Source organism: Photobacterium jeanii (genome assembly GCF_001650345.1).
Taxonomy (GTDB): Bacteria; Pseudomonadota; Gammaproteobacteria; order Enterobacterales; family Vibrionaceae; genus Photobacterium; species Photobacterium jeanii.
This window is the reverse complement of the sequence record NZ_LVHF01000028.1, coordinates 255,976-277,204: the sequence shown is the minus strand read 5'-3', so window position 1 is coordinate 277,204 and position 21,229 is coordinate 255,976. Positions and strand designations below refer to the sequence as shown.

The following is a 21,229-nucleotide window of genomic DNA, read 5'->3' as shown; positions in this document are numbered from 1 at the left end:
CCTATATCTGCTGTTTCTTCCTCAAACTATGAACATAAACACGTTCTATAACCTGTTCAGCATGCGATTAACGCTCGCCTAATACTTCAAACTCATCGTAAGTTAGGCGCGATTGTCCGTCAGCTTGAATTTCCCATAGCTCTTTGTGAACAACACCAAAGGCTTTATTCATGGTCCAATCAGACGTCAAAATGTAACCTTGCTCACTATCTTGTTGCCATTGCATGTTCGTGTAATCAACACTGTGAAAACCTTGATCCATGATGTTCTGCCAAAAAGCTTGAATCGCTTCTCGACCTTCAAAGGTCCCAAACGGCTTAGCCACCATTACCGCATCTTCCGCGTACTGCGCTGCACATCCCGAAGCATCTTGATTATTAAATGCAACTTGCCACGCTGAGATTCCTGCTTGAGAACGCGCTAAAACTGATTGAGTCATCTTCTTTACCTATCCTGTAGTTGGTTATGTACTCATCATAGAAGTAGAATTAACAAACAAAAACAAACTAGCCCAAACACACTGTCAGCTAAAACAGAACAATAAGAAGAAACACAAAAATGAGAAAGGAAATATGAACAACGCCCTACCGATGAATAAATTACGCTTAATGTCGATATTTGTGCATATCGTAGAGGCTGGCTCAATTTCTAAGGCCGCGGATAAGCTCGATGTGTCTAAATCCGTTATCAGTGCTGCACTCAAGCAATTAGAGCAAGAACTAGATACATGCTTACTCAAGCGCACCACGCGAAGGCAATCACTAACACCTGCGGGGGAACGTTTTTACTCTCAGTGCGCATTAATGACGAAACAAGCAGAAACCGCTTGGCAAACCGCGACAGAATTTCAGCAAGTACCTGCTGGAAAGCTAACAGTAACCGCACCGCATGCTTTGATGCGCGCGATTGTGCTGCCCGCTCTCACTAACGTTTTCAATACCTACCCTAGCGTGCACTTAAATCTGATCAGTGATGATAAACATATTGATATTATGCTGCAGGACATTGACCTTGCTGTTCGTGTTGGTGCATCTGATGACTCCAACCTCAAGCAACGCAAAGTGGGGAAGTTTCACGATATTCTCTGTCAAGCTCGCGGCTTAACCGCTCAATCCAATACCTCCAGTTACATTGCCCAATATTGGCAGCGCGAACCGATCATGCATCAGCTTAGCAATGAACAAGAACAACAAGCGTTGGAATATAAAGTGACCCACAGAGCAAACACTATTTTTGATGTGGTGACCATGCTAGAAATGAAGTTAGGCGTAGGGTTAGTGCCTAGCTTTTTGCTTGAAACTAACCCCAAAATTGAAGCGGTTCCTAATATTGCACCTTCCAAGGAAAATCCGATTTATATGATCCATCCCTATCACTCACATACACCGCTAACCGTTATGATGGCGATAGAAGCCATTGAAAAGCGCATCAAGGAAACCATTAGGAATTAAGCGTAATATCAACCCAAACTAAGCGGTGATCAGAACCCGCTTGCGCTCGCTCTCGACCTCTATCATCAAGGAGTAAAGCACGCAGTGGATCTTTTCTGTCAGGCCAAAAAACACCGCTTGCCGTCACAGAGAGATCCGCTGACGGCAGTACATAATCAAGCCGTAATCCTGACATATGTGTCCACTCCGAAGGTCGTCCTGCTCGTGCTTGCCAAGTGCGAGCAAAGCGTCCACCAATGCTTTTCGGTGTTAATCGTCCGTTACTCACCTCACGGTGTATTCTCGGGTGATGGAGTAATTGCTTAATGGCTGGCTTAATACCGTCACCATCTTGTACGTCAGCATTGAGATCACCCAGCACCACAAATGAGGTATAAGGTGCTAACCCACCTTGCTGCTGAGCATCATCCATTAGGTAATCTGCGTTATTGATAATGTCAGTCACTAACCGAAGTTCATCGTGATTACGGCGGGCGTTGCGTTTTTCTGCGCCATCAAAAACTGGCGGCGTAGGATGACAGCACAATAGGTGAAGGTGTTTACCGTTAATATTCACTGGTAAAACGAGATGATTTTTCGATGATAAACGCAGCACTTGTTGTGCCTGCTCTGAGTAATAATCAACGGGCATTTTATTATTGGGCATGTCACGCCATAAAAATTGCTGCCACGTTCTTGCACCATCTATCTCGAGCGGATAGCGAGAAAGGATCACGAAACCATAATGACCATGATGATCACCAAACCCTAGCCCATCTTCGGGTAGACTCAAGACACCGTCACCATTGAGATCAACAGGGCTTAACAAGCCAGTATTGGTCGCTGGCAAATAGCAGTATGGGTACTCGATGGCTTCTTGTTCACCTTGAGCATTGCCAAGGTAATGCTGACAAAAATTGGCCAACGCACCGTCATCACCACCGTTACCTGGATGGTCAAATTCACACAACATTAGAATGTCTGGCCGAACCTGCTGGATAATGGCGGCGAGCTGTTGGAATCGAAAAGTCTCGGTGTGCTGTGTTTTAGCGAATATCGCACCTGCTTTTGGCTCAGACATCGCAACATTAAACACAGCCACTCGAATATTGGCTGGCATAAACTCATTCCATGGCACATACCAACATGAATAACGTTAGCGAGTTGTCTATTTAGCTAAAGAGTTATTCTGTCGGTAAAAAATAATGCGCCATGATAGCCCACAATCGCTATTCCACTAAGTGTGAAATAGCTTGGCGTATTTGCTTGGCGTCATCCATCGCACGATGCTTAGTTGGTCCCTGCGCCTCTAACGCATGCTGAAAACGCTCACGAGCGATGCCATTTTCTTGCATCAGCCAATGTCCAACTTCGGTTAACGTAAAAGAAGGTCGCATATGCGCAGCATGATACAAACGTCCGAGCCAAAATAGATCCCATTGGCTATCGCAGAATACGTGCTCGTATTTACCTAGCGCTTGATTTAGGTGCTGACAAACATCAATGACCGATGCGCCAAAACGCTCGATTTCTTTACGTGATAAATGATGGATATGATGCTCAGCATACTCATCCCAGTATTGCCACACATCACTGGCGGAAAGAGGATCAATCAGCAAGCTTTCGCCGCCGCCATCAGGCAAAGAATAACCCACTTCAATTGGATACGACTGATCAGAAAGACCAGACGCTTCAAAATCTAACGTCGCCCACATTGCACACTCCCTGTTCTGGAATATTCATTTGGAATACAAATATGAATAACTGGCTTTAAACCTAGATTGGCTACAATCTTAGCCTTTAAAAACCTAAATCTACTGCCTCTAAACACATGAATCGCAGACTAAAAACTGGTATCTGCATGCGCTTATCTTTATGCCCTAATCCAAACAAAATGAATCCTGTTACTTCCGAAACATCCTTAATTTCTGAAAATAACAATAAAGTTAAATCTTGCTATTCGACTTTCATATCACGCCAACTGATAACCCACTGACTATTGAAAGCCTTACACTCTAAATGTAGTCATAATCTTGCTCGATACATGAATAAATTGTTCAAAACTCGATATTGAGACGAGCTAAATCGAACAAAATTGAAGATGCACCCATAGCAGATGCAAGTTAGAATCGAAGCCTCAACATCTGATACCAAAGACAGCAGAATAATGACACCAACCATCGGCTTTGCGGGCTTCAGCGGCTCTGGAAAAACCACCCTTTTGGAACAATTAATTCCTTTGCTTCGCCAAAGTGGATTAAAAGTGGGCTTACTCAAACACAGCCACCACACCATAGAGCCAGATAAGCCAGGAAAAGACAGTTATCGCCTTCGCCATGCTGGTTGTAACCAAACGCTGCTGGCAACCAAGCAACGCCACATGTTGTATTTTGAGTATCCTGAAGAAGACAGGGATGAGCCTGAATTAATGGAATGCTTGAAGCAATTTGATCACAGCAAACTGGATTTGGTGCTGGTTGAAGGTTTCCGCGATCAGCCTATACCTAAAATTGAAATTCACCGACCGAGTTATGGTAAGCCTTTCTTGCATCAACAAGATCAACACATCATTGCCATCGCCAGTGATGAAGCTTTAACGGGTGCAGAGCCCAAGCTACCATTGCTTGATCTTAATCAGCCCGAACAGGTGGCACAATTCATCATTAACTGGCTTCAAACTCAATAAGCACCATTCATTCGCCGGACTGAACGTACAAAGCTATTGCATAAAAGCTATTAAGTAATAGTAAGATTGAATAAAACCAGCTCAGCACCGCCTCATACTATGCGGGGAAACCTATGCGGGGAAACACTCACTCATTCTCCGCATCCTCCCCCAATCTACAGCCTCAAAAGTAGACATAAATCACACATTTGTGTAATCTTCACGCTTATTTTTTACCATCCAGCTTGGTAAACCGAAAGTAATGTGTGCGCTACGCCCTTTGTCTCCACCTAAAATACTTTCATTCAGGGGGATGGCGTTAAAGCCCTAACGGATAACAATAAGTGCTAATCAAAGCACCATTACAGCAATCCAACACAACAAGAAGAGAAATTACTATGCCTGTTTTCACCCAGCTTAATCACGATATCGAATCACCAATTGCACACGAGCAAGAACTCAGTGCCGCTGAAATTGCACGCCAAGAATTGGTGAAACACCAACAGATCGCTGGCGGTCTTGAATTGATTGAAGAGTAAACAACTCACGACTTTTCGACAGACACCCAATAAGGCGCAGTGGCGCCTTATCTCTACCCCTCAATAACTTCAAGATTTCAGAACCTCAAACTCTTAGTCTCAGCTTCTTTTCTTACTCGATTTTTATCTCGCCCGCTCAACCAAAATGATTTAACGAAGAACAAAATAGACATAACAACACAAATTACCACTCCTATTTGTCATATCTTGATATCCATCGATACGCACAGGCCTTGTCATTTCTGGTTTTCTTCATTTTTACTATACAGTGTTCGCTTTTTTACACTGTTTTTAATAAAATAGTTCGCAAATAAACCAAAGTGGCGAAATTTAATTTGAGCTACAGAAATGCACTTATCACAACTTAACTGTGAAAGTACGATGTACTTAATTAAACAACAAACAAAGCAATAAATCGCCACCGTAACTTCCTCATAATCGACAGTAGATAATCTATGTTCAATTTTGCTTGCTTCAAGAAAAACGATGAAAACGACGCACAGCTGACTTCCTTACAATCAGAGCTGGTCCAACAAAAAAATACAGTCAATGAATTAGAAAAAGAGCTAATTAGCCAACAAAACATGCTGACTAACCATCAGGCATCAGCATCACTTCAGCACAATTTCACAAACCAGCTACTTCATTCTATTTCGCCGCTTGAACAAATTCGCGGCAACATTGCTAATGCGGCTGAAAACCTAAAAAGTTATTTAGACCAACACGTTGAAGAAAACCGTGACGGCATAGCTATCTTAAATTCTTTCCGCGATACCCTTACCTCTTTGATCGAGCAAATCAAAGTCAGCGGTGATTCGCTAGAAGCACTTAAAGGTAACTCCGAAGACATTGGTAAGTTCATCGTCACTATCAACAATGTCTCAGAGCAAACGAACCTACTTGCACTAAACGCCGCCATTGAAGCTGCACGCGCAGGCGATCACGGTCGTGGTTTTGCCGTAGTTGCTGATGAAGTGCGTAAACTGGCGCAAAATGCCAGCGAAGCGGCGAGCCAAATTCAAAACGTGGTGGGTGAAATCAGCACCAACACCCAAGCGTGTTACCAAAGTGCAGAGTTCATCGAAGTTCAATGTGGTCAGCTACAAGATAAAATCGAAGAACTCGTCCACATTGTGACCTCGCTGATCCAACAATCTGAGCAGCTTTTCCAACTGGTGAATGAAAGCTATTCCTCTATCTTTTTACGCTTGGTGCAAATCGACCATGTGGTTTGGAAAGTAAATATTTACCAACGCATTCACAACCGTGATTTTGCTAATACCGATGTTGTCGACCACCACCAATGCCGCTTGGGTAATTGGTACTATCATGGTCGCGGTCAGCAACTATTCTCTAGCTGTCGCGCTTACCAACAATTAGAAAAACCGCATTCAGATGTTCATACCTACGGTCGAAAAGCCTTAATCGCTTTCGCAGAAGGTAAAGAAGATGAAGGGATGACTTTCATGAGCCAAATGGAAAGTGCTGCGGACACGGTAATTGCTTTATTGAATGATCTTGAAGGCGAAATCGCGCAGCTAAAGCAGAGCTACTAAGCTGTCATTAATCTGTTATCAAATCATAAAAGCCAAAAGTTAAGGGTCTGCAATTGCAGACTCTTTTGGTATCTAGCCCTTACTTTTTCCTTACTGATATATCCGCTTCATCCCTTTTTCTTATAGATAGAGCCAAAACATTACCCCGATTAATGACAATCAATTGCTTTCATATTAACGTCATAAAACCGTAAATTGGCTGACATGAAACCCGTGTCAAATGTGCGCCATAACAAAAAGCCACATGACACTGGAGAAAGTCAATGACCACCCGAATGAGCCCTTTTGAGCGTCGTGAAGACGACCAATACCCACGTAACCAAGTCTCTCAACTCACTAAGATGATTGAGACTAACCTCTCACGTCGTAAATTCTTAGGGGCTGCATCAGTAATGAGTGCAGGCGCTTTCATGGCTGGGATGCCAGTAACTGCTCTGGCAAATACATCAAGCTCGAACAGCAAACTTATGGGCTTTAAAACCGTACTGGCAAGCACTGAAGACGCGGTTATCGTGCCTGAAGGATACAATGCCCAAGTATTGATCCGCTGGGGTGATGGTTTATTCCCGGACTCACCAAAGTTTGACCCATCAGGAAATGCACCTTCAGCGCACCAAGCACTACAGTTTGGTGACAACAACGATGGCATGACTTTCTTCCCGCTATCAGAAAATCGCGGTGTATTGGCCGTTAATAACGAATACTGTAACAACGAATACCTTTTTGCCCACCAAGGTAAAAAGATGACAGCGGATGACGTGAAAAAGTCACAGGCTGCGCACGGTATCTCAATCTTTGAAGTAAAACGCACTAGCAACAATAATTGGGATGTTGTGATCGACTCTAAATATAACCGTCGCATCACAGCAAATACCCCAATGGCAATTACTGGCCCGCTTGCTGGTCACCCTGAAATGAAAACCGCTGCCGATAAAAACGGTAAACTCGCGTTAGGTACATTCGGCAACTGTGCAAACGGCTTTACCCCTTGGGGCACTTACCTAACTTGTGAAGAAAACTTCAACGGCTACTTTGGCTCTAAGCAAGACGTAACCGTTAATAAAGAGCAGAAACGCTATGGTCTGGGCAAAGACGATGCGGGCTACGGTTGGTCATTGCACGATGAGCGCTTCGACATTGCAAAGAACCCGAACGAAGCAAATCGTCATGGCTGGATTGTAGAAATCGATCCGATGGACCCAAGCTCAACCCCAATGAAGCGCACCGCGATGGGGCGCTTTAAGCACGAGAACGTTGCTGTTGTGATCAACAAAGACGGACACATCGTTGCTTACATGGGTGATGACGAACGTGGTGAACATTTATACCGCTTTGTATCAAAAAACAAATACGTCGAAGGTAACGATGCCGCAAACCGTAAGCTCCTAGAAGAAGGGACGGTTTATGTTGCTAAGTTCAGCACCGACGATGACAAAATCGGTGGAGTTGGTCAGTGGATTGAATTAACCCACGGCAAAAACGGCTTAACCAAAGAAAATGGTTTCCCGAATCAAGAATACATCAACTTGTATACCCGTTTAGCGGCGACACAAGTTGGCGCAACCACAATGGATCGCCCGGAATGGATTGCGGTTCATCCAAATCAAGATTATGTTTACTGCACGCTAACCAACAACAAAAACCGTGGTGTTAAAGAAGGTCAACCTGTTGGCGGTCCGAACCCTCGTGAAGCGAATAACTACGGTCAGATCCTACGCTGGCGTCAGATAAATGATGATCACGCTCATACTAACTTTGCTTGGGATCTTTACTTGATGGCAGGTAACCCAAGTGTTCACAAAGGCACGCTTTACGCGGGTAGTGACAACATCAACAACGACAATATGTTCAACAGCCCTGATGGTCTAGGCTTTGATGCTGATGGTCGTTTGTGGATCCAAACCGACGGCAAGTACTCGAACAAAGGCGACTACGCTGGTATGGGTAACAACTCCATGTTATGCGGTGATCCAAAAACCGGTGAAGTTCGCCGTTTCCTAACGGGCCCAATTGCTTGTGAGATCACAGGATTAACCTTCAGCCCAGATTATAAAACCATGTTTATTGGTATCCAGCATCCGGGTGAAGAACTTGAACCATCACACTGGCCAGATGGCGGTAACAGCACCCCGCGTTCATCAATTGTGATGATCACCAAACAAGATGGCGGCGTCATTGGTAGCTAGCATGAACAGCAAGCAAATCCATTATTCAGAGGTTACATCAGTAACCGAACAAGCACTGTAAACTCTAATTTAGAGAAACTGCTTTCGGTGCTGATCTAGAGGTTCGCACCAAAATAAAACCCCAGCTAACGAATGTGTTGGCTGGGGTTTTACTTATTATTTTAGACACATCTCTTTTAAAACCAGCCGGCTAACTCGCAGCAGGCAGGCGACTTAGCACATTCGCTACCTTTTCAGCTTTCGCACCTAAAATCACCTGCACGTTATTTTTACCGACCCGAACCACGGCAGCCGCCCCCAAAGCTTTTAAACTTGCCTCATCAACCTGTGTACCATCTTGTAGAGTTAGGCGTAAACGGGTGATACAAGCACCAATCGTGACTAAGTTTTGTCGACCACCAAGAGCGGTCGCAAACTGATGGGCAAGCTCCTCATCTGTTTGCGCTTTAGTTACTGAGTTTTTAGCGACGGACTGCGTATTCGATTCACTCTCCTCACGCCCTGGGGTAGTAATGTTCCACTTCAAAATAGCGAAACGAAACACCACAAAGTACAGAGCAAAGAACACTACACCTTGAACAATGAGCATGTACCAATTCACCGCTAATGGGTTCTTAGACGCCAGTACCATATCGACAAGCCCAGCCGAAAAGCCAAAGCCCGAAATCCACTGCATGCTGGCGGCAATATACAAAGACAAACCTGTAAATATCGCGTGAACCAGATACAAAGCTGGCGCCATAAACATAAAGGCGAATTCAAGCGGCTCAGTGATGCCAGTGAAAAAAGCAGAGAAACTCGCAGCCAACATTACAGAAGCGACTTTATCTTTATTTTCTGATTTCGAGGTCACGTACATCGCCAACGCAGCACCCGGTAAGCCAAACATCATCACAGGGAAGAAACCAGCTAAATACATGCCAGTGACGCCCGGAATACCCGTACCTTCGGCGATAGATTTCGCACCGCCTAAGAAATGAGGGATATCGTTAATGCCCGCAATATCAAACCAAAACACTGGGTTTAAACCATGATGCAAACCAACAGGGATCAGTAAGCGATTAAAAAAACCGTATAAGCCCGCGCCTGCCGAACCTAGCCCTTGCATCCACTCACCAAAGCTAGTTAAACCACTAAACAAAGGCGGCCAAATCACCATAAACACCGCGCTGATCACTATCCCTGCAAAGGCGGTCAGGATAGGCACTAAGCGCTTACCGCTGAAAAATGCCATCGCTTTCGGCATTTCAACACCGCTGTAGCGATTATAAATTTCAGCGCTGATCACCCCGACTATGATGCCAACAAACTGATTGTTGATTTTGCCAAATGCCATCGACACTTGGTCTGCGTCAACACCTTGAATTAAGCTCATTGCAGAAGGCGATAGCAATGCCATCACAATCGTAAAGCAAACAAAACCCGCCAAGGCAGCCGCGCCATCACGGTCTTTTGACATCCCAAAGGCGATACCAATCGCGAACAAAATCGGCATGTTATCGATAATTGCCGCCCCTGACTTGATCAAGAACGCAGCAAAGGCATTGTTAGCTCCCCAAGTAACCGGATCTATCCAGTATCCAATTCCCATTAAAATCGCAGCCGCTGGTAGAGCAGCAATCGGTGCCATCAGAGCCTGTCCGACCCGTTGTAAGTAGCCCAAAATATTCACGGCTTATTTTCTCTTTATTAATTTATGAAGGCGTTTTCGACGCAGATTTATAGCGAGCAAAATCGTGATAACCCATCACTTCAATTTGTTGCTCTTCTAACCAATCTCTAAGTTGTGGTGAAGTTAAGATCTGGGTTTCTTGAAAGCGCATATCGCGGTAACTCGATAATGACGTTAGTGGCTCGTCATCCATTAGCCCCGGATGGCACATAATTTCCAACACCTGCTCCTCGGTTAATGTCGAGCGATAGCCCGCCAGCAAACCTTGTAAAGCTGGATGGCTCACACCACGATCAAAAAAGTGCATATCGAACGCATCAGGAGTCATAACGGTGAGTCCATCTTGCCCATCAAGCTCCATATCAATACGTCTTGAAGGCAAACCCACCTCATTGGCAACCGCAATATACGCCTCACGCAATTTAGGCTGTACAGCAGCAAAGTGATGGGTATCGAGATGGTTGATTGCAATTCCCTGCTGCTCTGCCCAACGGTATTGTGCCGACAATTCTTGATAAACCTGCTCGACATCAACTTGGTCTAAACGCTCAGTTAGCTGGGCACGGGAGTAAAACTGACCTTCAGAATTCACCAATGATGGTACTTGCTGTGCAGCTAACACAGGACGGCCAAGCGTAAGGTTCAAATGCAAGCCAACGTCTGGTACTTCTCTTCGTTTAATGCGGGCTATCGCATCTTGAGTACCCGGTTGGTTCACCATCAAAGTGGTACTTTTCACCAAACCAAATGCCATGCATTCCGTAATGGCTTGATTCACTTTAGGGGTTAAGCCGAAATCATCGGCATTGATGATCAACTTCATCATCACTCTCCTATTTGTCTTGTCATGAATTTCAAATTACTTTCAGAACCACGCCACAAGCGAGCTATTGGTTAAGGTGAGCAAACTGCTGCATAAAGGCGCGATTTTGTTGAATGGTTTCTAGCAGTGCCTGCTCGAGCACATCGCCTGTCGTCACTATCGGGTTTAAAGCCAACGCATCTAACGCCGTATCATAGTTACCTTCTACTGCCGCTTTCACCGTCAGAGTTTCAAAAGACTTCATCAGTTGGATTAAGCGCAAGACTTGTTCAGGTAACGCAGGCACGCTCAAAGGGATAGGTCCGGCACTGGTGATCATCGAACTGACCTCCACCGCGCAATCATCTGGTAAACCTTGGATCGCACCGTAATTTCGCGTATTCACATGCATAACAACACGACTGTCGTTGTAAATCGCATTCATCAGCTCACAAGCCGCTTCGGAGTAATACTGCCCGCCACGCAACTCGAGCTGTTTTGGCTTTTCCGCCAAATTGGGATCGCGGTAAAGCTCAAACAGCTGCGCTTCAACAGCCTTAACCACTTCACCACGGCACCCTTCACCTTGCGCTTCTTTCATCTCTAACTCATACATATTCTGAGTCATGTAGTAGTAACGTAAATAAGCACAAGGGATCATGCCTGAGTTGCGAAGTACATAATCAGGCCACTGAAATGCGGGGATATTTCGTGGCGACATGGTGTCATTTCCCGCCATTAGCTGCTTGATGATAAAAGGCACTTTCTCCTCACCATTAAGCTGAGCGCTGTACATCCATACCATGTGGTTTAAGCCTGCAAAGCGAGTGAGTAATTTCTGCTCATCAAAAGCTTCACCTTGCGTTTCACGTAGCAAACTGGCTGCACTTTTCTCCATATGAGCAGGCACATTACACAGACCCACAGCGTTAATTTTGGTATGTTTCAGAATCGCTTCTGTCACCATACCGGACGGATTAGTGAAATTAAGCAGCCACGCATCAGGACATAGCGCTTCCATCTCGCGGCAGATCTCCAACGCCACAGGGATAGTACGGCAAGCATTGGCAAAACCACCTAAGCCATTGGTTTCTTGGCCTATCATTTTATACTTGAGTGAAATTTGCTCATCGCGAATTCGACTCTCTAAACCACCAGCCCGAAACTGGGAACAGACAAAGTCTGCACCCGCTAAAGCAGCTTGACGATTTTGCGTTAATGTCACTTTGATATTAGCGCCAATTTTGGCAATCATCCGTTCGGTCAAACCCGCAATTATGGTGGCTTTTTCCCAACCTTCTTCAATATCAACTAGCCATAACTCATTTATTGGTAGCGTATTTTTACGTTGCAAAAGACCTTCTATCAGCTCAGGGGTATAACTTGAACCCGCACCAATCACTGTCACTTTTAATGCCGTTTTCTTCATTTACCTAATCCTCAACGCCTTTATCCTTGCGCCTATTAAAACGAGATTTATTGATTGCGACAAACGAATAAAGTGCGACAATAAGTGAATCAATTTCACCTATAAGGTAATTTTCAGGCTATGAACAAACACCATCGAATGTTAACCAACCTGCATACCTTCAATATTGCTGCGCGCGTTCTGAGCTTTAAAGAAACCGCTGAGCAACTTGCACTAACCAACAGTGCCGTTAGCCATCGTATTCGGGCGTTAGAAAAAGAGTTGGGGTTTCAGTTATTTATTCGACGGGTAAGACACATAGAATTAACGGAGGAAGGAAAGAAGTTGTTGGCGGTTTCAAACCGCACCTTTGACGCCCTGTTTAGTGAAGTGGAGCAAATTAGCTCGAATGAACTCAGCGGCGAAATTTATATTGCAGCAAGTCCATCCATCGCCACTTGTATGCTGCTGCCAAGGTTAAGTTCCTTTCAAGCTCGCTACCCTAACCTTAACGTTAAACTTATCGCCCACCCTAGCGCTAAACCTTTTGATTATGAGCCAATCGATTTGGCCATTTTCTACGGTAAAGACCATTATCCGAATTATTATCATAAGCGGATCATCAACGAACGTGTTTTGCCTGTCTGTACGCACGAATATGCCCAGCAACATCATCTCTTTGATGGGATAAAGCACCTTGCAACGGTGAATTTCCTGCATGCTGGCGAGAAAACCGCGTGGCAGCATTGGCTAGATCAAATGGCGCCTGAATTACGCAACTGCAAAATCGACCCACACCATAAATACTATGATTTCAATACCTACGACTTTGCTCATACCGCAGCGAAGAATGGATTAGGCGTAGCAATCGCAAGAGAAAGTCTGGTGACGCATTGGCTAGCATCAGGCGAACTGGTGAGCCCATTTCCCGCCCAACCGACAGGGCTTGGCTACGATATAGTTTGTTTACCGGGCGGTGAACAAAGACCTAAATTTATCGCCTTTATGGACTGGCTTGAAAACGAGAGCGGCATCATTCAGGCGCTGGATTAAGACTTAGCCTCAAGCATGAGCCAATGGTTGAAAAAGTACTGAATAAGAAGTACGAAATGAAAAGTGCAGAATAGTTAATAACGTCGTCAGCATCAGTTGCTGGCTAAAAACATCAGCGCAGCAACTGCATGATTTAAAGAAACTTAATTGTTTTGATAAATGATTATTTAGCGCTTGGCTGCCATAAGCGGTACGACACATCCAAGTTTTCTGGTGCATAAATCACTAATGGTAACTTGCTGTTGTAGCGGTACAGTTCACGACGCGGTGCGCGCACCGTTTTTTCTACATCTGGCTTATCTTCAGGGCAAGCCATTAGCGTACCAACCATGTACTCAATGTTGGCATCGTAGCGGTAGAATGGGTAACCCCAGCCTTTCACATCTTCTTGCTCTAGTGCATCGGGCAACATGTAGTGATTACAATCAAGCTTCATGGTTTTGCTGATCACAACCTCAACTAAACGCTCTCTCTCGTTTTCTAACTTATCGAGAATGAACACATGACGCTGCATGCCTTCTGTTGCTGGCGGATAAGCTTTTAGCTCAGCACGCACTTTCGCAATGTGATCCGTTTTATCTGCTTGTTGTACATCTTGGTTCGCAGCACAACCACTTAGCATTAGAGCTGTAATTACTGCAAATGTCGATAATTTTTTCATCTCAATTTCACTTATCTGTTGAGCGTATATTCTGACGCGCAGCCTACCACAACATATTGACAGCTAACATCAATAACGCCAAAAAGACGGCAGCTATGCACATTTTAAGCAAATAAAAGTAAGCCTCCACACAACTAAGTGCAGAGGCTTGCCATATAAAGTTCAACCAAAAATTACTGAGCTTGGTGCATCAAGGTTTCACACCATCAGCAACTAGCCAGTAATCACAACCTCATCTTAGAGGTTCATGATTTTTTCGAACTCTTCTTCACTGTATTTTTTCTCAGTACTCTTAGTTAAATCCGTCATCATTTTGTAGCGGATCTCAGTTGCCATCGACAGCGTACGCTGCAATTGACCGTAAGAGTAATCAGACGCCATATTTAGCGCCGCTTGTTTATCTGACTTGTACAATGACTTCAAGGTCATATCTAGGCTGCTGACTTGCTGATAAAGTTTGGTTTCTTCTTTATCCCATGTCGCTTTTAGCATAGGTAAGTATTTTTCCTGATCCGCAGTTGCTAGCGCAGTTAAGCTACGGAATTGCCAGTAAGCAGATTGGTCGGTGTAAGTATCACTACCTGTTTGGTACTCGATAGGAAACTCTTGTAAGCTCGTGTATAGCGGTACTAATACCGACTCAGATAACACACCAAAGCTTTGCCAAATCAAGCCTTGAAGCTCAGTAGGCATTTCTGGACGAAGTTGGATAATGTGAGATTCCAGCTGGCGCTCAACACGCATTGGGCGTTCACCGTTTTTCTCTAGTTGCGTGCCTTTGTAAGTCGCACCTAGCACGTTCGCCACATCTTTCACTGACACTTTTTGATCAGGTTTTAAGAACAGTGGATATTGCTCCTGACGGGTTGCCTGTTTCTTAGAAGCTGACAACATATCTTGACCTAACCACTCGCGGTCAATGTTGTATACATCACCAACCACACCAAAAGCTTTCGCAAAGTTAAACGACTTCGCATTTGGCTTTTCTAGCAATTGATGCTGTTTAACAAACTCAAACAAACCTTTTGAGTGCATAACGTCTTTGCTGTCTAAATCAACACCGTGAACACGCAAACCGTTCGCAATCATGGCGTAGCTATCATCCGGCACTTTTACTGCAATCCAGTGGTGACCAGAACCAATCTCGAACAACCAAGCTTCGTTAACGTCAGCAATGTATAAGCTATTGCCTTCCCCTGCGCCGTATTGCTCAATGTATTGACCAAGCAACGTCACCCCTTCTTTTGCCGTTTTCACTTGCGGCAAAATTAGTGTTGGGATCACAGCTTCAATGACCCCTGCTTTAACTAGCGGATCGACTTCCTTCGCTTTGTCATTAACTTCTGCGCTGGTCGTTGCTGATACCGCAACGTTAAATTCGTTAATACCACGTTCTTCGTAGTATTTGCCTTGGCTATCGACAGTATTGGCATCCCAATCCGGGATCGCAGAGTAGGCATAAAATTGTTTAGGCATAGGCACAACTAAGCCGTTACCTAGTTTCCAGTCGCCCGCTTCATTGTTTTGCGCTGGACGGTAAGCTAAATGCTTATTCCAGTTGTTGATACCAAAGTCTTCATTACGCGCAATGATAATACTGCCATCCGTGGTGGCATTTTTACCCACGATCAAGCCAGTACACGCATTCGCGCCCATGCTTATAGCCGATAATATTGCCGCAGACAGTAAAGTAACAGACATCTTTTTCATCGTATCTCTCCATGATGGATGCAGCTGCTATCTGAGTTCATTTGTGAAATAGCACCCGCCAAGTTTGAATATTTATTCACCTTACATGAAATAATCGATTATTTATAGCTTTTATCTGATTTTTATTTCTTTTGCAGTGTAACCATCTGGCTGTATCTTTTTTGTTCAATAGATCACGCCACTGACAACTCAATCAACAGAATAATAAAAATAAGGGCTGGATCGCTAAATCCAGCCCTTACAGGTATATCGATAACAATGTTTTCTATTTAAAACAGCAAAGTAACGGACTCACTACACCATCATTTGATTACTCAGGTGCAAACTGCGCTTTTAGCATTTCAATAGAAGTTTGGTATGTCTGTTCTAACTCAGAAAAGTCCACGCTTTCCAGCGTGCTCGCCTTACCTTGTTTTTCAAATGCTAAACAATGACGATGCAAACGCATCAGACCCATAGTGCCAGCAGCCCCCTTGAGATTATGAGCGTGACTAGCAACAGCAGGATAATCTGATGCTGACACAGCCTCTCCCAGTTTTTGTAATGTTTCTGCCGATGAGTCAGTAAACAAATGGATCAAGCGTTTCACTTGCGCTTCACCCAATACTTTTAAATCGCTCCCTAAGACTTTCTCATCTAATAAGCTCACTTGCTCAAGATCGAATTCATCATTAGTTTGGTCTGGCATTTGATCTGTCATTGAATTCGCTTCCTCTTGCAGCTGAATATCATTATGTAATGCTTGGCTAGTTGCTGGGTTCGCTATTGGGTTGACTAACTGCAATGGCGCACGGCTTAGCGCTGTCTCTTGCGGCTGCGATTGCAGCTGGGACGATGTAGGATGCTCAATAAGATTGTTCTCAAGAACACGATCTGTCCCTAACAGAATTTGCTGTAATACATCACGCAATTCAATTTCGACTAGCGGCTTAGCAAGGAAACCAGCAAAGCCTGCCGCGAGGTACATGGTTACGTCTTCACGGAATACATGAGCAGAAAACGCCACCATAGGCGCAGCTTGACGCCCGATATGCTGTTCAAACTTGCGTAACTCTTTCAGCAAGGTAACACCGTCGGTATCCGGTAAGTTGATATCGAGGAACACCAGATCAAATGCTTGCTGCTGATAACACGCCAACGCACTTTCACCATCCTCTGCCGAAACCACGCTATGACCTAAACGGCTCAAGAAGCCCTCTGCCACCATACGGTTAACCGGGTTATCTTCCACCAGCAAAATATGAGCAGGTTGTACACAAGCAAACTCAACCACTTCTTTTTGTTGAGTTTCACCTTCTTCAAGCGGGATTGAGAACCAGAAGCAGCTGCCCACATTCAAAGTCGATTCAACCCCAATTTCACCGTGCATGGCTTCAACAATACGCTTACTAATAGCCAAACCAAGCCCTGTGCCGCCTAAAGTCTTACGACCATCTTCGGCTTGATGAAAAGCAGTAAACAAGCCTTCCTGCTCTTGCGGAGCAATGCCCACGCCAGAGTCCTGCACTTGGAATTGCAGCTCATCAGACATATCTGGATTGATACCGACTGAAATGCGTATCTGTCCTTGATGAGTGAACTTGATCGCATTGGCCACCAAGTTCACCAACACTTGACGAATACGTGTTGCATCGCCAATCCAATGATCATGAATATTGTTTTCGACGTGAGTCACCAAGCGAATGTGTTTCATCACCGCTCGGCTTTCCAGCAGGTTGTTTACATCTGACAGTAATTCCGACAATGAGAATTCAGCCGAACGAATATCAAGATGACCTGCTTCGATTTTTGAATAATCCAGCACGTCATTAAGAATATCGAGTAAGTTTTCACCGCTTCGGTTAATCACTTCAAGGTACTTAGTTTGCTGATCGCTCAAGCCTGTATCCGCCAGTAGCGAAGCTGTACCTAACACCCCGTTCATCGGTGTGCGAATTTCATGGCTCATGGTTGCCAAGAAGGCCGATTTTGCGCGGTTTGCTTTCTCTGCTTCCACTCGAGCTTTAGCGTGATTTTTCACTTCTTGGTTTAATTTAACGTTCGCTTTTTCTAACTCGCTGGTACGTTTAGCAACCAAACGCTCAAGGCTAGTTTTGTGTTGTTGCAACTCAAAACGGATCTTAGATTCTACCTGCGCCAAGCGGTGACGTTCATAGGCAGTATCGCGAGCAACCATAATGGCGCGCCCCATTTCAGCCAATTCATCTTGGCCTTGCACCGTAAGGTTAATTTCCAAGTCACCACGCGCTAGCGACATCAAAGCTTGGCTGTATTCATTAATACGACGCAGCATTTTTGCATAAACGAAACGCCACATAATCAAGATCAGCGCCAACATGCCTATCGCTGAAATACCAATCAGGGTATTTCGTGCAATGGTCAGGGTGTGATCAACCGTGGTTACCGCTTGAGTGGTATTTTGGTTTGCGACCTGAATAATACGGTCAACCGTGGTGTTCATTTGCTGGAACATGGTCAAGTTTTGCTGTGCTAAACGCTCAACATCTTGTTTGGCTGTCAGCAACAAACCAAGGTTTTCGAATAAGGTATCGCCTTCCGACAAGGTCTTTGCCAACTTGACCAGTTGTACTGAGCGGCTTGGATCTTCTACTGACTTAACACGGTTTTGAATCACTTTACGCGCGTGATTAAAACGTTTTTGCAATTGTGCCAACTTAGCAGGGTCAGTAATACGCATCGAATCATCGAGCATATTGATCACTTGCAGTGATAAAAAGCGCAGCTCGAACAAACGCTCAGTTAAGTCCATATCGACTTCTACCAAGCTATCCAAGGCTTGATAAACATCATCGGTACGTTGTTTGGCAATCAAATCATAAATACGGGAGATATTGGCAACCGCAATCGTATTGGCATTAGAAACTTGCGATTTAGAAAGGGAGTCGATTTGAACGGTGGCGTGGCTCATTTCTTTGCTGATGTCATCAACGATGCCTTGTAACTCAATCTGGCGTCCAACCAGCAAACCCAGCATGGCGAGATTTTCGACAATACGCTTGGTATTACCATTGAGCTGTTGCATCAAAGACTCATCGAACGAATAACGCTCCAACGCATTCAAGCTTTGTTTGAGGGCTTCGATGTGAACAGTCAAAGCGCGACCTTGGCGCAAGCGTTCATCTTCATCTTTTGCCTTAGCCAATACTTGAGCTGTAAAAATGATACGAGTGCTGAGATCGGAGAGCTGACGCGCCTCAACCAATGACGGTACCGCCGTGTTAATCACGGTACGCTCCGTTTTAGCAACAAAGGAAAATCCCGTTACACCAATCACTACTGCAATGATCATCAAACCGGCCATTGCAGAGAAGGCCCACAAAAGTTTTTGACCGATACCGTTACGCGTAAACGCCATACCACTAACCACTTACTTCTTTAGACTGGTATTATGGCATTGACGCCATAAAATAAAGTATTACTATTCTGCCAGCGAATTAGGCCGAGATGCTATTAACCATGCAAAAATTACCGCTATTATACCTGTTCTTTTTAGCTATCCCTGCGTTATTTGGGGCAGAAAGCGTACAAGCACGCCAAGTGTTTAGTCATACGCCGCCTTTTTCGCCAGATCCGCACGCCAAAAGCATAAAATATCCACTGCTTGAAACAGCAAGCAAAGCATGGAAAGTCTGTGCAGTTTACCCGCATCTGAAAGATTCTTACTGGCTTTCGATTAACTATGGCATGGTGCAACAAGCGAAAAAGCTTGGTATCGAGCTAAAAGTTTTTGAAGCAGGCGGTTACCCACACTTAGAAAAGCAGGAGAGCCAGCTAGCAGAGTGTCGAAGCTGGGGCGCTGACGCCATTATTCTAGGGACTGTTGATCGTACCGCTTATAACGGCAAATTATCCCAACTTACGGGTGATATTCCGGTGTTTGCGATGACTAACGACATCGACTTTTCCGATCCTGACATCAAGAAAAACATCAAAGCCCGTGTCGGTGTGAATTGGTATTGGATGGGCAAAGCAACCGGTGATTTCTTAGCAAAACGTCACCCTAAAGGCAGCGGTAAAGTTAAAGTGGCTTGGCTACCAGGTCCACAACTTCGCGGTGGCACAAAGCCCGTTTCAACTGGCTTTAACGATGCCGTCAAAGACAGTGATGTTGAAGTGGTAACGACTCTTTGGGCTGACAACAGTAAAGAGCTACAGCGCGATTTGATCCAGCAGCTTTTAATAAAACACCCTGATATTAACTACATCATAGGTGGTGCTGTCGCAGCAGAGGTCGCTATTAGTGAGCTGCGCTCAATTAATAAAAACGACCAAATAAAAATCCTATCGACTTACTTAAGTCATGGCGTTTACCGTGGCTTGCGCCGCGGTAAAATCATGTTCTCACCAACCGATAAAATGGCACAACAAGCTAAGCTGTCGGTTGATCAGGCGGTACGCTATTTGGAAGGGAAAGCTACCCAGACCGATCTGTCGCCAATGATTGAAGCGTTGACGCCACAGCATCTACCCGAAGATACCATTACCGAATCTCTGTCACCTGCTGAGTTTCGCCCGGTATTTCGTGTCGCTGACCATCAAATTATTCGATAAAAGCTTGGTTGTTAACGAATCCAACTTTGTTAATAACCCCAAGCAAAGATTCATCATCAAACAGCAACTTATTCCGAGTCAGCTTATTCACTTCATGAAGAGCTGACTCCCCTACCTTCCCTCTTTTCTTAACGACAATTTTCGCCTCAAAAACAGGTCTTGTTGACCCAATTTATCCAGCAAAAAACAAGCGAAACACTTATGGTGAGAAATAAGTGTTACAAGTTCATGATTTTCACCAATATGTCTTGTTTCTCAGCTGTGCGCTCTGGTATTAATAAGCCTGATATTTAGGAGCGTCAGATTCTCAATATCTTTTATTGGCTAGATAATGTAATCGTTTTCGTCCACTCCACAAAATAACTCTATCGTGGACCAACTAATGAAGGATTAAACCGCATTTATGCAGATTACAACTCGAAAAATGCAATGTCGTAAGAACATTGCTCTCGTTGCTCACGATAACTATAAGAAGCACTTAATACGCTGGGCCGACGAGCATAAAGAAAAGCTGGGTAATCACCAGTTATTTGCAACAGGTACCACAGGGCACTTGCTGGCAAAAGAGCTTGGTTTAGATGTGACTTGTATGATCAGCGGCCCGATGGGTGGCGATCAGCAACTGGGCGCGATGATTTCTGAAGGTGAGATTGACCTGATGATTTTCTTCTGGGACCCACTTAATGCGGTACCGCACGACCCAGATGTAAAAGCCCTACTTCGTATCGCTGGGGTATGGAATGTACCCGTAGCAACGAACCGTGCCAGTGCCAATTTCTTGATCACCTCACCGTTACTAGACAACGAAGTTGAAATCGAAATTCCAGATTACGCTGCTTATTTAGCAGAACGTGTAGGCTAAGTTTTTGCCTGAGTTTTTGCTTAGCCTATTGCGCCATTCACTTTAAGCAATAGCCACTGTAGCAACCCAAATAAACTTAAACGATCAAAAAACGCCTTTACTGTTTGCTTCAT

17 protein-coding genes are annotated in these 21,229 nt (G+C 44.6%); 8 read left to right on the top strand and 9 right to left on the bottom strand.

What is annotated here, in order from left to right:
* Positions 1 to 67 precede the first annotated feature (67 nt).
* On the bottom strand, positions 68 to 439 hold the full coding sequence (locus A3K86_RS14195) for a YybH family protein (RefSeq protein WP_068332247.1): 372 nt from the start codon (positions 437 to 439) through the stop codon (positions 68 to 70).
* 151 nt (positions 440 to 590) lie between these two features.
* On the opposite strand from A3K86_RS14195, the gene A3K86_RS14190 reads away from it, so the two are divergent.
* On the top strand, positions 591 to 1,451 hold the full coding sequence (locus tag A3K86_RS14190) for a LysR family transcriptional regulator (protein ID WP_068332624.1): 861 nt from the start codon (positions 591 to 593) through the stop codon (positions 1,449 to 1,451).
* Here A3K86_RS14190 and A3K86_RS14185 read toward each other — a convergent pair.
* Together A3K86_RS14185 and A3K86_RS14180 are read right to left on the bottom strand one after the other, a co-directional pair.
* Positions 1,441 to 2,550: an endonuclease/exonuclease/phosphatase family protein gene (locus A3K86_RS14185; RefSeq protein WP_068332244.1), complete on the bottom strand. Its 1,110-nt coding sequence runs from the start codon at positions 2,548 to 2,550 to the stop codon at positions 1,441 to 1,443. The two genes, A3K86_RS14190 and A3K86_RS14185, sit on opposite strands and share 11 nt — an antisense overlap.
* 109 nt (positions 2,551 to 2,659) lie before the next feature.
* Complete coding sequence (locus tag A3K86_RS14180; RefSeq protein ID WP_068332241.1) at positions 2,660 to 3,145, bottom strand: hypothetical protein; 486 nt, start codon at positions 3,143 to 3,145, stop codon at positions 2,660 to 2,662.
* Positions 3,146 to 3,597: 452 nt separating this feature from the next.
* Here A3K86_RS14180 and mobB point away from each other — a divergent pair, with 452 nt between their 5' ends.
* From mobB to A3K86_RS14165, 4 genes are all read left to right on the top strand, one after another.
* Positions 3,598 to 4,116, top strand: a complete 519-nt coding sequence (gene mobB / locus A3K86_RS14175; RefSeq protein WP_068332238.1) for a molybdopterin-guanine dinucleotide biosynthesis protein B — start codon at positions 3,598 to 3,600, stop codon at positions 4,114 to 4,116.
* Positions 4,117 to 4,493: 377 nt separating this feature from the next.
* On the top strand, positions 4,494 to 4,634 hold the full coding sequence (locus tag A3K86_RS22675) for a hypothetical protein (RefSeq protein WP_157599466.1): 141 nt from the start codon (positions 4,494 to 4,496) through the stop codon (positions 4,632 to 4,634).
* A 455-nt stretch (positions 4,635 to 5,089) separates the two neighbouring features.
* Entirely contained in the window at positions 5,090 to 6,190 is a 1,101-nt protein-coding gene (locus tag A3K86_RS23080) for a methyl-accepting chemotaxis protein (RefSeq protein ID WP_068332236.1), read from the top strand.
* A 275-nt stretch (positions 6,191 to 6,465) separates the two neighbouring features.
* Positions 6,466 to 8,376: a PhoX family protein gene (locus A3K86_RS14165; RefSeq protein ID WP_068332621.1), complete on the top strand. Its 1,911-nt coding sequence runs from the start codon at positions 6,466 to 6,468 to the stop codon at positions 8,374 to 8,376.
* A gap of 190 nt (positions 8,377 to 8,566) precedes the next feature.
* On the opposite strand, the gene nagE is transcribed toward A3K86_RS14165, so the two are convergent.
* The 3 genes from nagE to A3K86_RS14150 all read right to left on the bottom strand — a co-directional run bounded on the left by nagE (position 8,567) and on the right by A3K86_RS14150 (position 12,279).
* Positions 8,567 to 10,048, bottom strand: coding sequence for an N-acetylglucosamine-specific PTS transporter subunit IIBC (gene nagE, locus A3K86_RS14160; protein WP_068332234.1), 1,482 nt, complete (start codon positions 10,046 to 10,048; stop codon positions 8,567 to 8,569).
* 22 nt (positions 10,049 to 10,070) lie between these two features.
* A complete protein-coding gene (locus tag A3K86_RS14155) occupies positions 10,071 to 10,871 on the bottom strand; it encodes a carbohydrate deacetylase (protein ID WP_068332231.1) in 801 nt (266 codons plus the stop codon).
* A 64-nt stretch (positions 10,872 to 10,935) separates the two neighbouring features.
* Positions 10,936 to 12,279, bottom strand: coding sequence for a 6-phospho-beta-glucosidase (locus tag A3K86_RS14150; protein WP_068332228.1), 1,344 nt, complete (start codon positions 12,277 to 12,279; stop codon positions 10,936 to 10,938).
* 120 nt (positions 12,280 to 12,399) lie between these two features.
* On the opposite strand from A3K86_RS14150, the gene A3K86_RS14145 reads away from it, so the two are divergent.
* Positions 12,400 to 13,311: a LysR substrate-binding domain-containing protein gene (locus A3K86_RS14145; protein WP_068332225.1), complete on the top strand. Its 912-nt coding sequence runs from the start codon at positions 12,400 to 12,402 to the stop codon at positions 13,309 to 13,311.
* 163 nt (positions 13,312 to 13,474) lie between these two features.
* Here the strand turns inward: A3K86_RS14145 and A3K86_RS14140 are convergent, their stop codons facing one another.
* From A3K86_RS14140 to torS, 3 genes are all read right to left on the bottom strand, one after another.
* Positions 13,475 to 13,972, bottom strand: coding sequence for an ecotin family protein (locus tag A3K86_RS14140; RefSeq protein ID WP_068332222.1), 498 nt, complete (start codon positions 13,970 to 13,972; stop codon positions 13,475 to 13,477).
* 237 nt (positions 13,973 to 14,209) lie between these two features.
* Positions 14,210 to 15,682 (bottom strand): C69 family dipeptidase, encoded by a 1,473-nt coding sequence (locus A3K86_RS14135; RefSeq protein WP_068332220.1) that lies wholly within the window; start codon positions 15,680 to 15,682, stop codon positions 14,210 to 14,212.
* Positions 15,683 to 15,992: 310 nt separating this feature from the next.
* Positions 15,993 to 19,058 (bottom strand): TMAO reductase system sensor histidine kinase/response regulator TorS, encoded by a 3,066-nt coding sequence (torS, locus tag A3K86_RS14130; protein ID WP_084406629.1) that lies wholly within the window; start codon positions 19,056 to 19,058, stop codon positions 15,993 to 15,995.
* Between the two features lie 101 nt (positions 19,059 to 19,159).
* Here torS and torT point away from each other — a divergent pair, with 101 nt between their 5' ends.
* Both torT and A3K86_RS14120 read left to right on the top strand, forming a co-directional pair.
* Positions 19,160 to 20,254: a TMAO reductase system periplasmic protein TorT gene (torT, locus tag A3K86_RS14125; protein WP_232321995.1), complete on the top strand. Its 1,095-nt coding sequence runs from the start codon at positions 19,160 to 19,162 to the stop codon at positions 20,252 to 20,254.
* A gap of 403 nt (positions 20,255 to 20,657) precedes the next feature.
* Positions 20,658 to 21,116 carry a methylglyoxal synthase gene (locus A3K86_RS14120; RefSeq protein ID WP_068332213.1) on the top strand — a complete coding sequence of 153 codons (459 nt, stop codon included), beginning with the start codon at positions 20,658 to 20,660 and terminating at the stop codon, positions 21,114 to 21,116.
* The last annotated feature ends 113 nt before the right edge of the window (positions 21,117 to 21,229 follow it).

What these genes read in the sequence shown, in the direction of transcription:
- A3K86_RS14195 (WP_068332247.1), bottom strand. Translation starts at nt 439, where the DNA reads ATGACTCAATCAGTTTTAGCGCGTTCTCAAGCAGGAATCTCAGCGTGG.
- A3K86_RS14190 (WP_068332624.1), top strand. Translation starts at nt 591, where the DNA reads ATGAATAAATTACGCTTAATGTCGATATTTGTGCATATCGTAGAGGCT.
- A3K86_RS14185 (WP_068332244.1), bottom strand. Translation starts at nt 2,550, where the DNA reads ATGCCAGCCAATATTCGAGTGGCTGTGTTTAATGTTGCGATGTCTGAG.
- A3K86_RS14180 (WP_068332241.1), bottom strand. Translation starts at nt 3,145, where the DNA reads ATGTGGGCGACGTTAGATTTTGAAGCGTCTGGTCTTTCTGATCAGTCG.
- mobB (WP_068332238.1), top strand. Translation starts at nt 3,598, where the DNA reads ATGACACCAACCATCGGCTTTGCGGGCTTCAGCGGCTCTGGAAAAACC.
- A3K86_RS22675 (WP_157599466.1), top strand. Translation starts at nt 4,494, where the DNA reads ATGCCTGTTTTCACCCAGCTTAATCACGATATCGAATCACCAATTGCA.
- A3K86_RS23080 (WP_068332236.1), top strand. Translation starts at nt 5,090, where the DNA reads ATGTTCAATTTTGCTTGCTTCAAGAAAAACGATGAAAACGACGCACAG.
- A3K86_RS14165 (WP_068332621.1), top strand. Translation starts at nt 6,466, where the DNA reads ATGAGCCCTTTTGAGCGTCGTGAAGACGACCAATACCCACGTAACCAA.
- A3K86_RS14155 (WP_068332231.1), bottom strand. Translation starts at nt 10,871, where the DNA reads ATGAAGTTGATCATCAATGCCGATGATTTCGGCTTAACCCCTAAAGTG.
- A3K86_RS14150 (WP_068332228.1), bottom strand. Translation starts at nt 12,279, where the DNA reads ATGAAGAAAACGGCATTAAAAGTGACAGTGATTGGTGCGGGTTCAAGT.
- A3K86_RS14145 (WP_068332225.1), top strand. Translation starts at nt 12,400, where the DNA reads ATGAACAAACACCATCGAATGTTAACCAACCTGCATACCTTCAATATT.
- A3K86_RS14140 (WP_068332222.1), bottom strand. Translation starts at nt 13,972, where the DNA reads ATGAAAAAATTATCGACATTTGCAGTAATTACAGCTCTAATGCTAAGT.
- A3K86_RS14135 (WP_068332220.1), bottom strand. Translation starts at nt 15,682, where the DNA reads ATGAAAAAGATGTCTGTTACTTTACTGTCTGCGGCAATATTATCGGCT.
- torS (WP_084406629.1), bottom strand. Translation starts at nt 19,058, where the DNA reads ATGGCGTTTACGCGTAACGGTATCGGTCAAAAACTTTTGTGGGCCTTC.
- torT (WP_232321995.1), top strand. Translation starts at nt 19,160, where the DNA reads ATGCAAAAATTACCGCTATTATACCTGTTCTTTTTAGCTATCCCTGCG.
- A3K86_RS14120 (WP_068332213.1), top strand. Translation starts at nt 20,658, where the DNA reads ATGCAGATTACAACTCGAAAAATGCAATGTCGTAAGAACATTGCTCTC.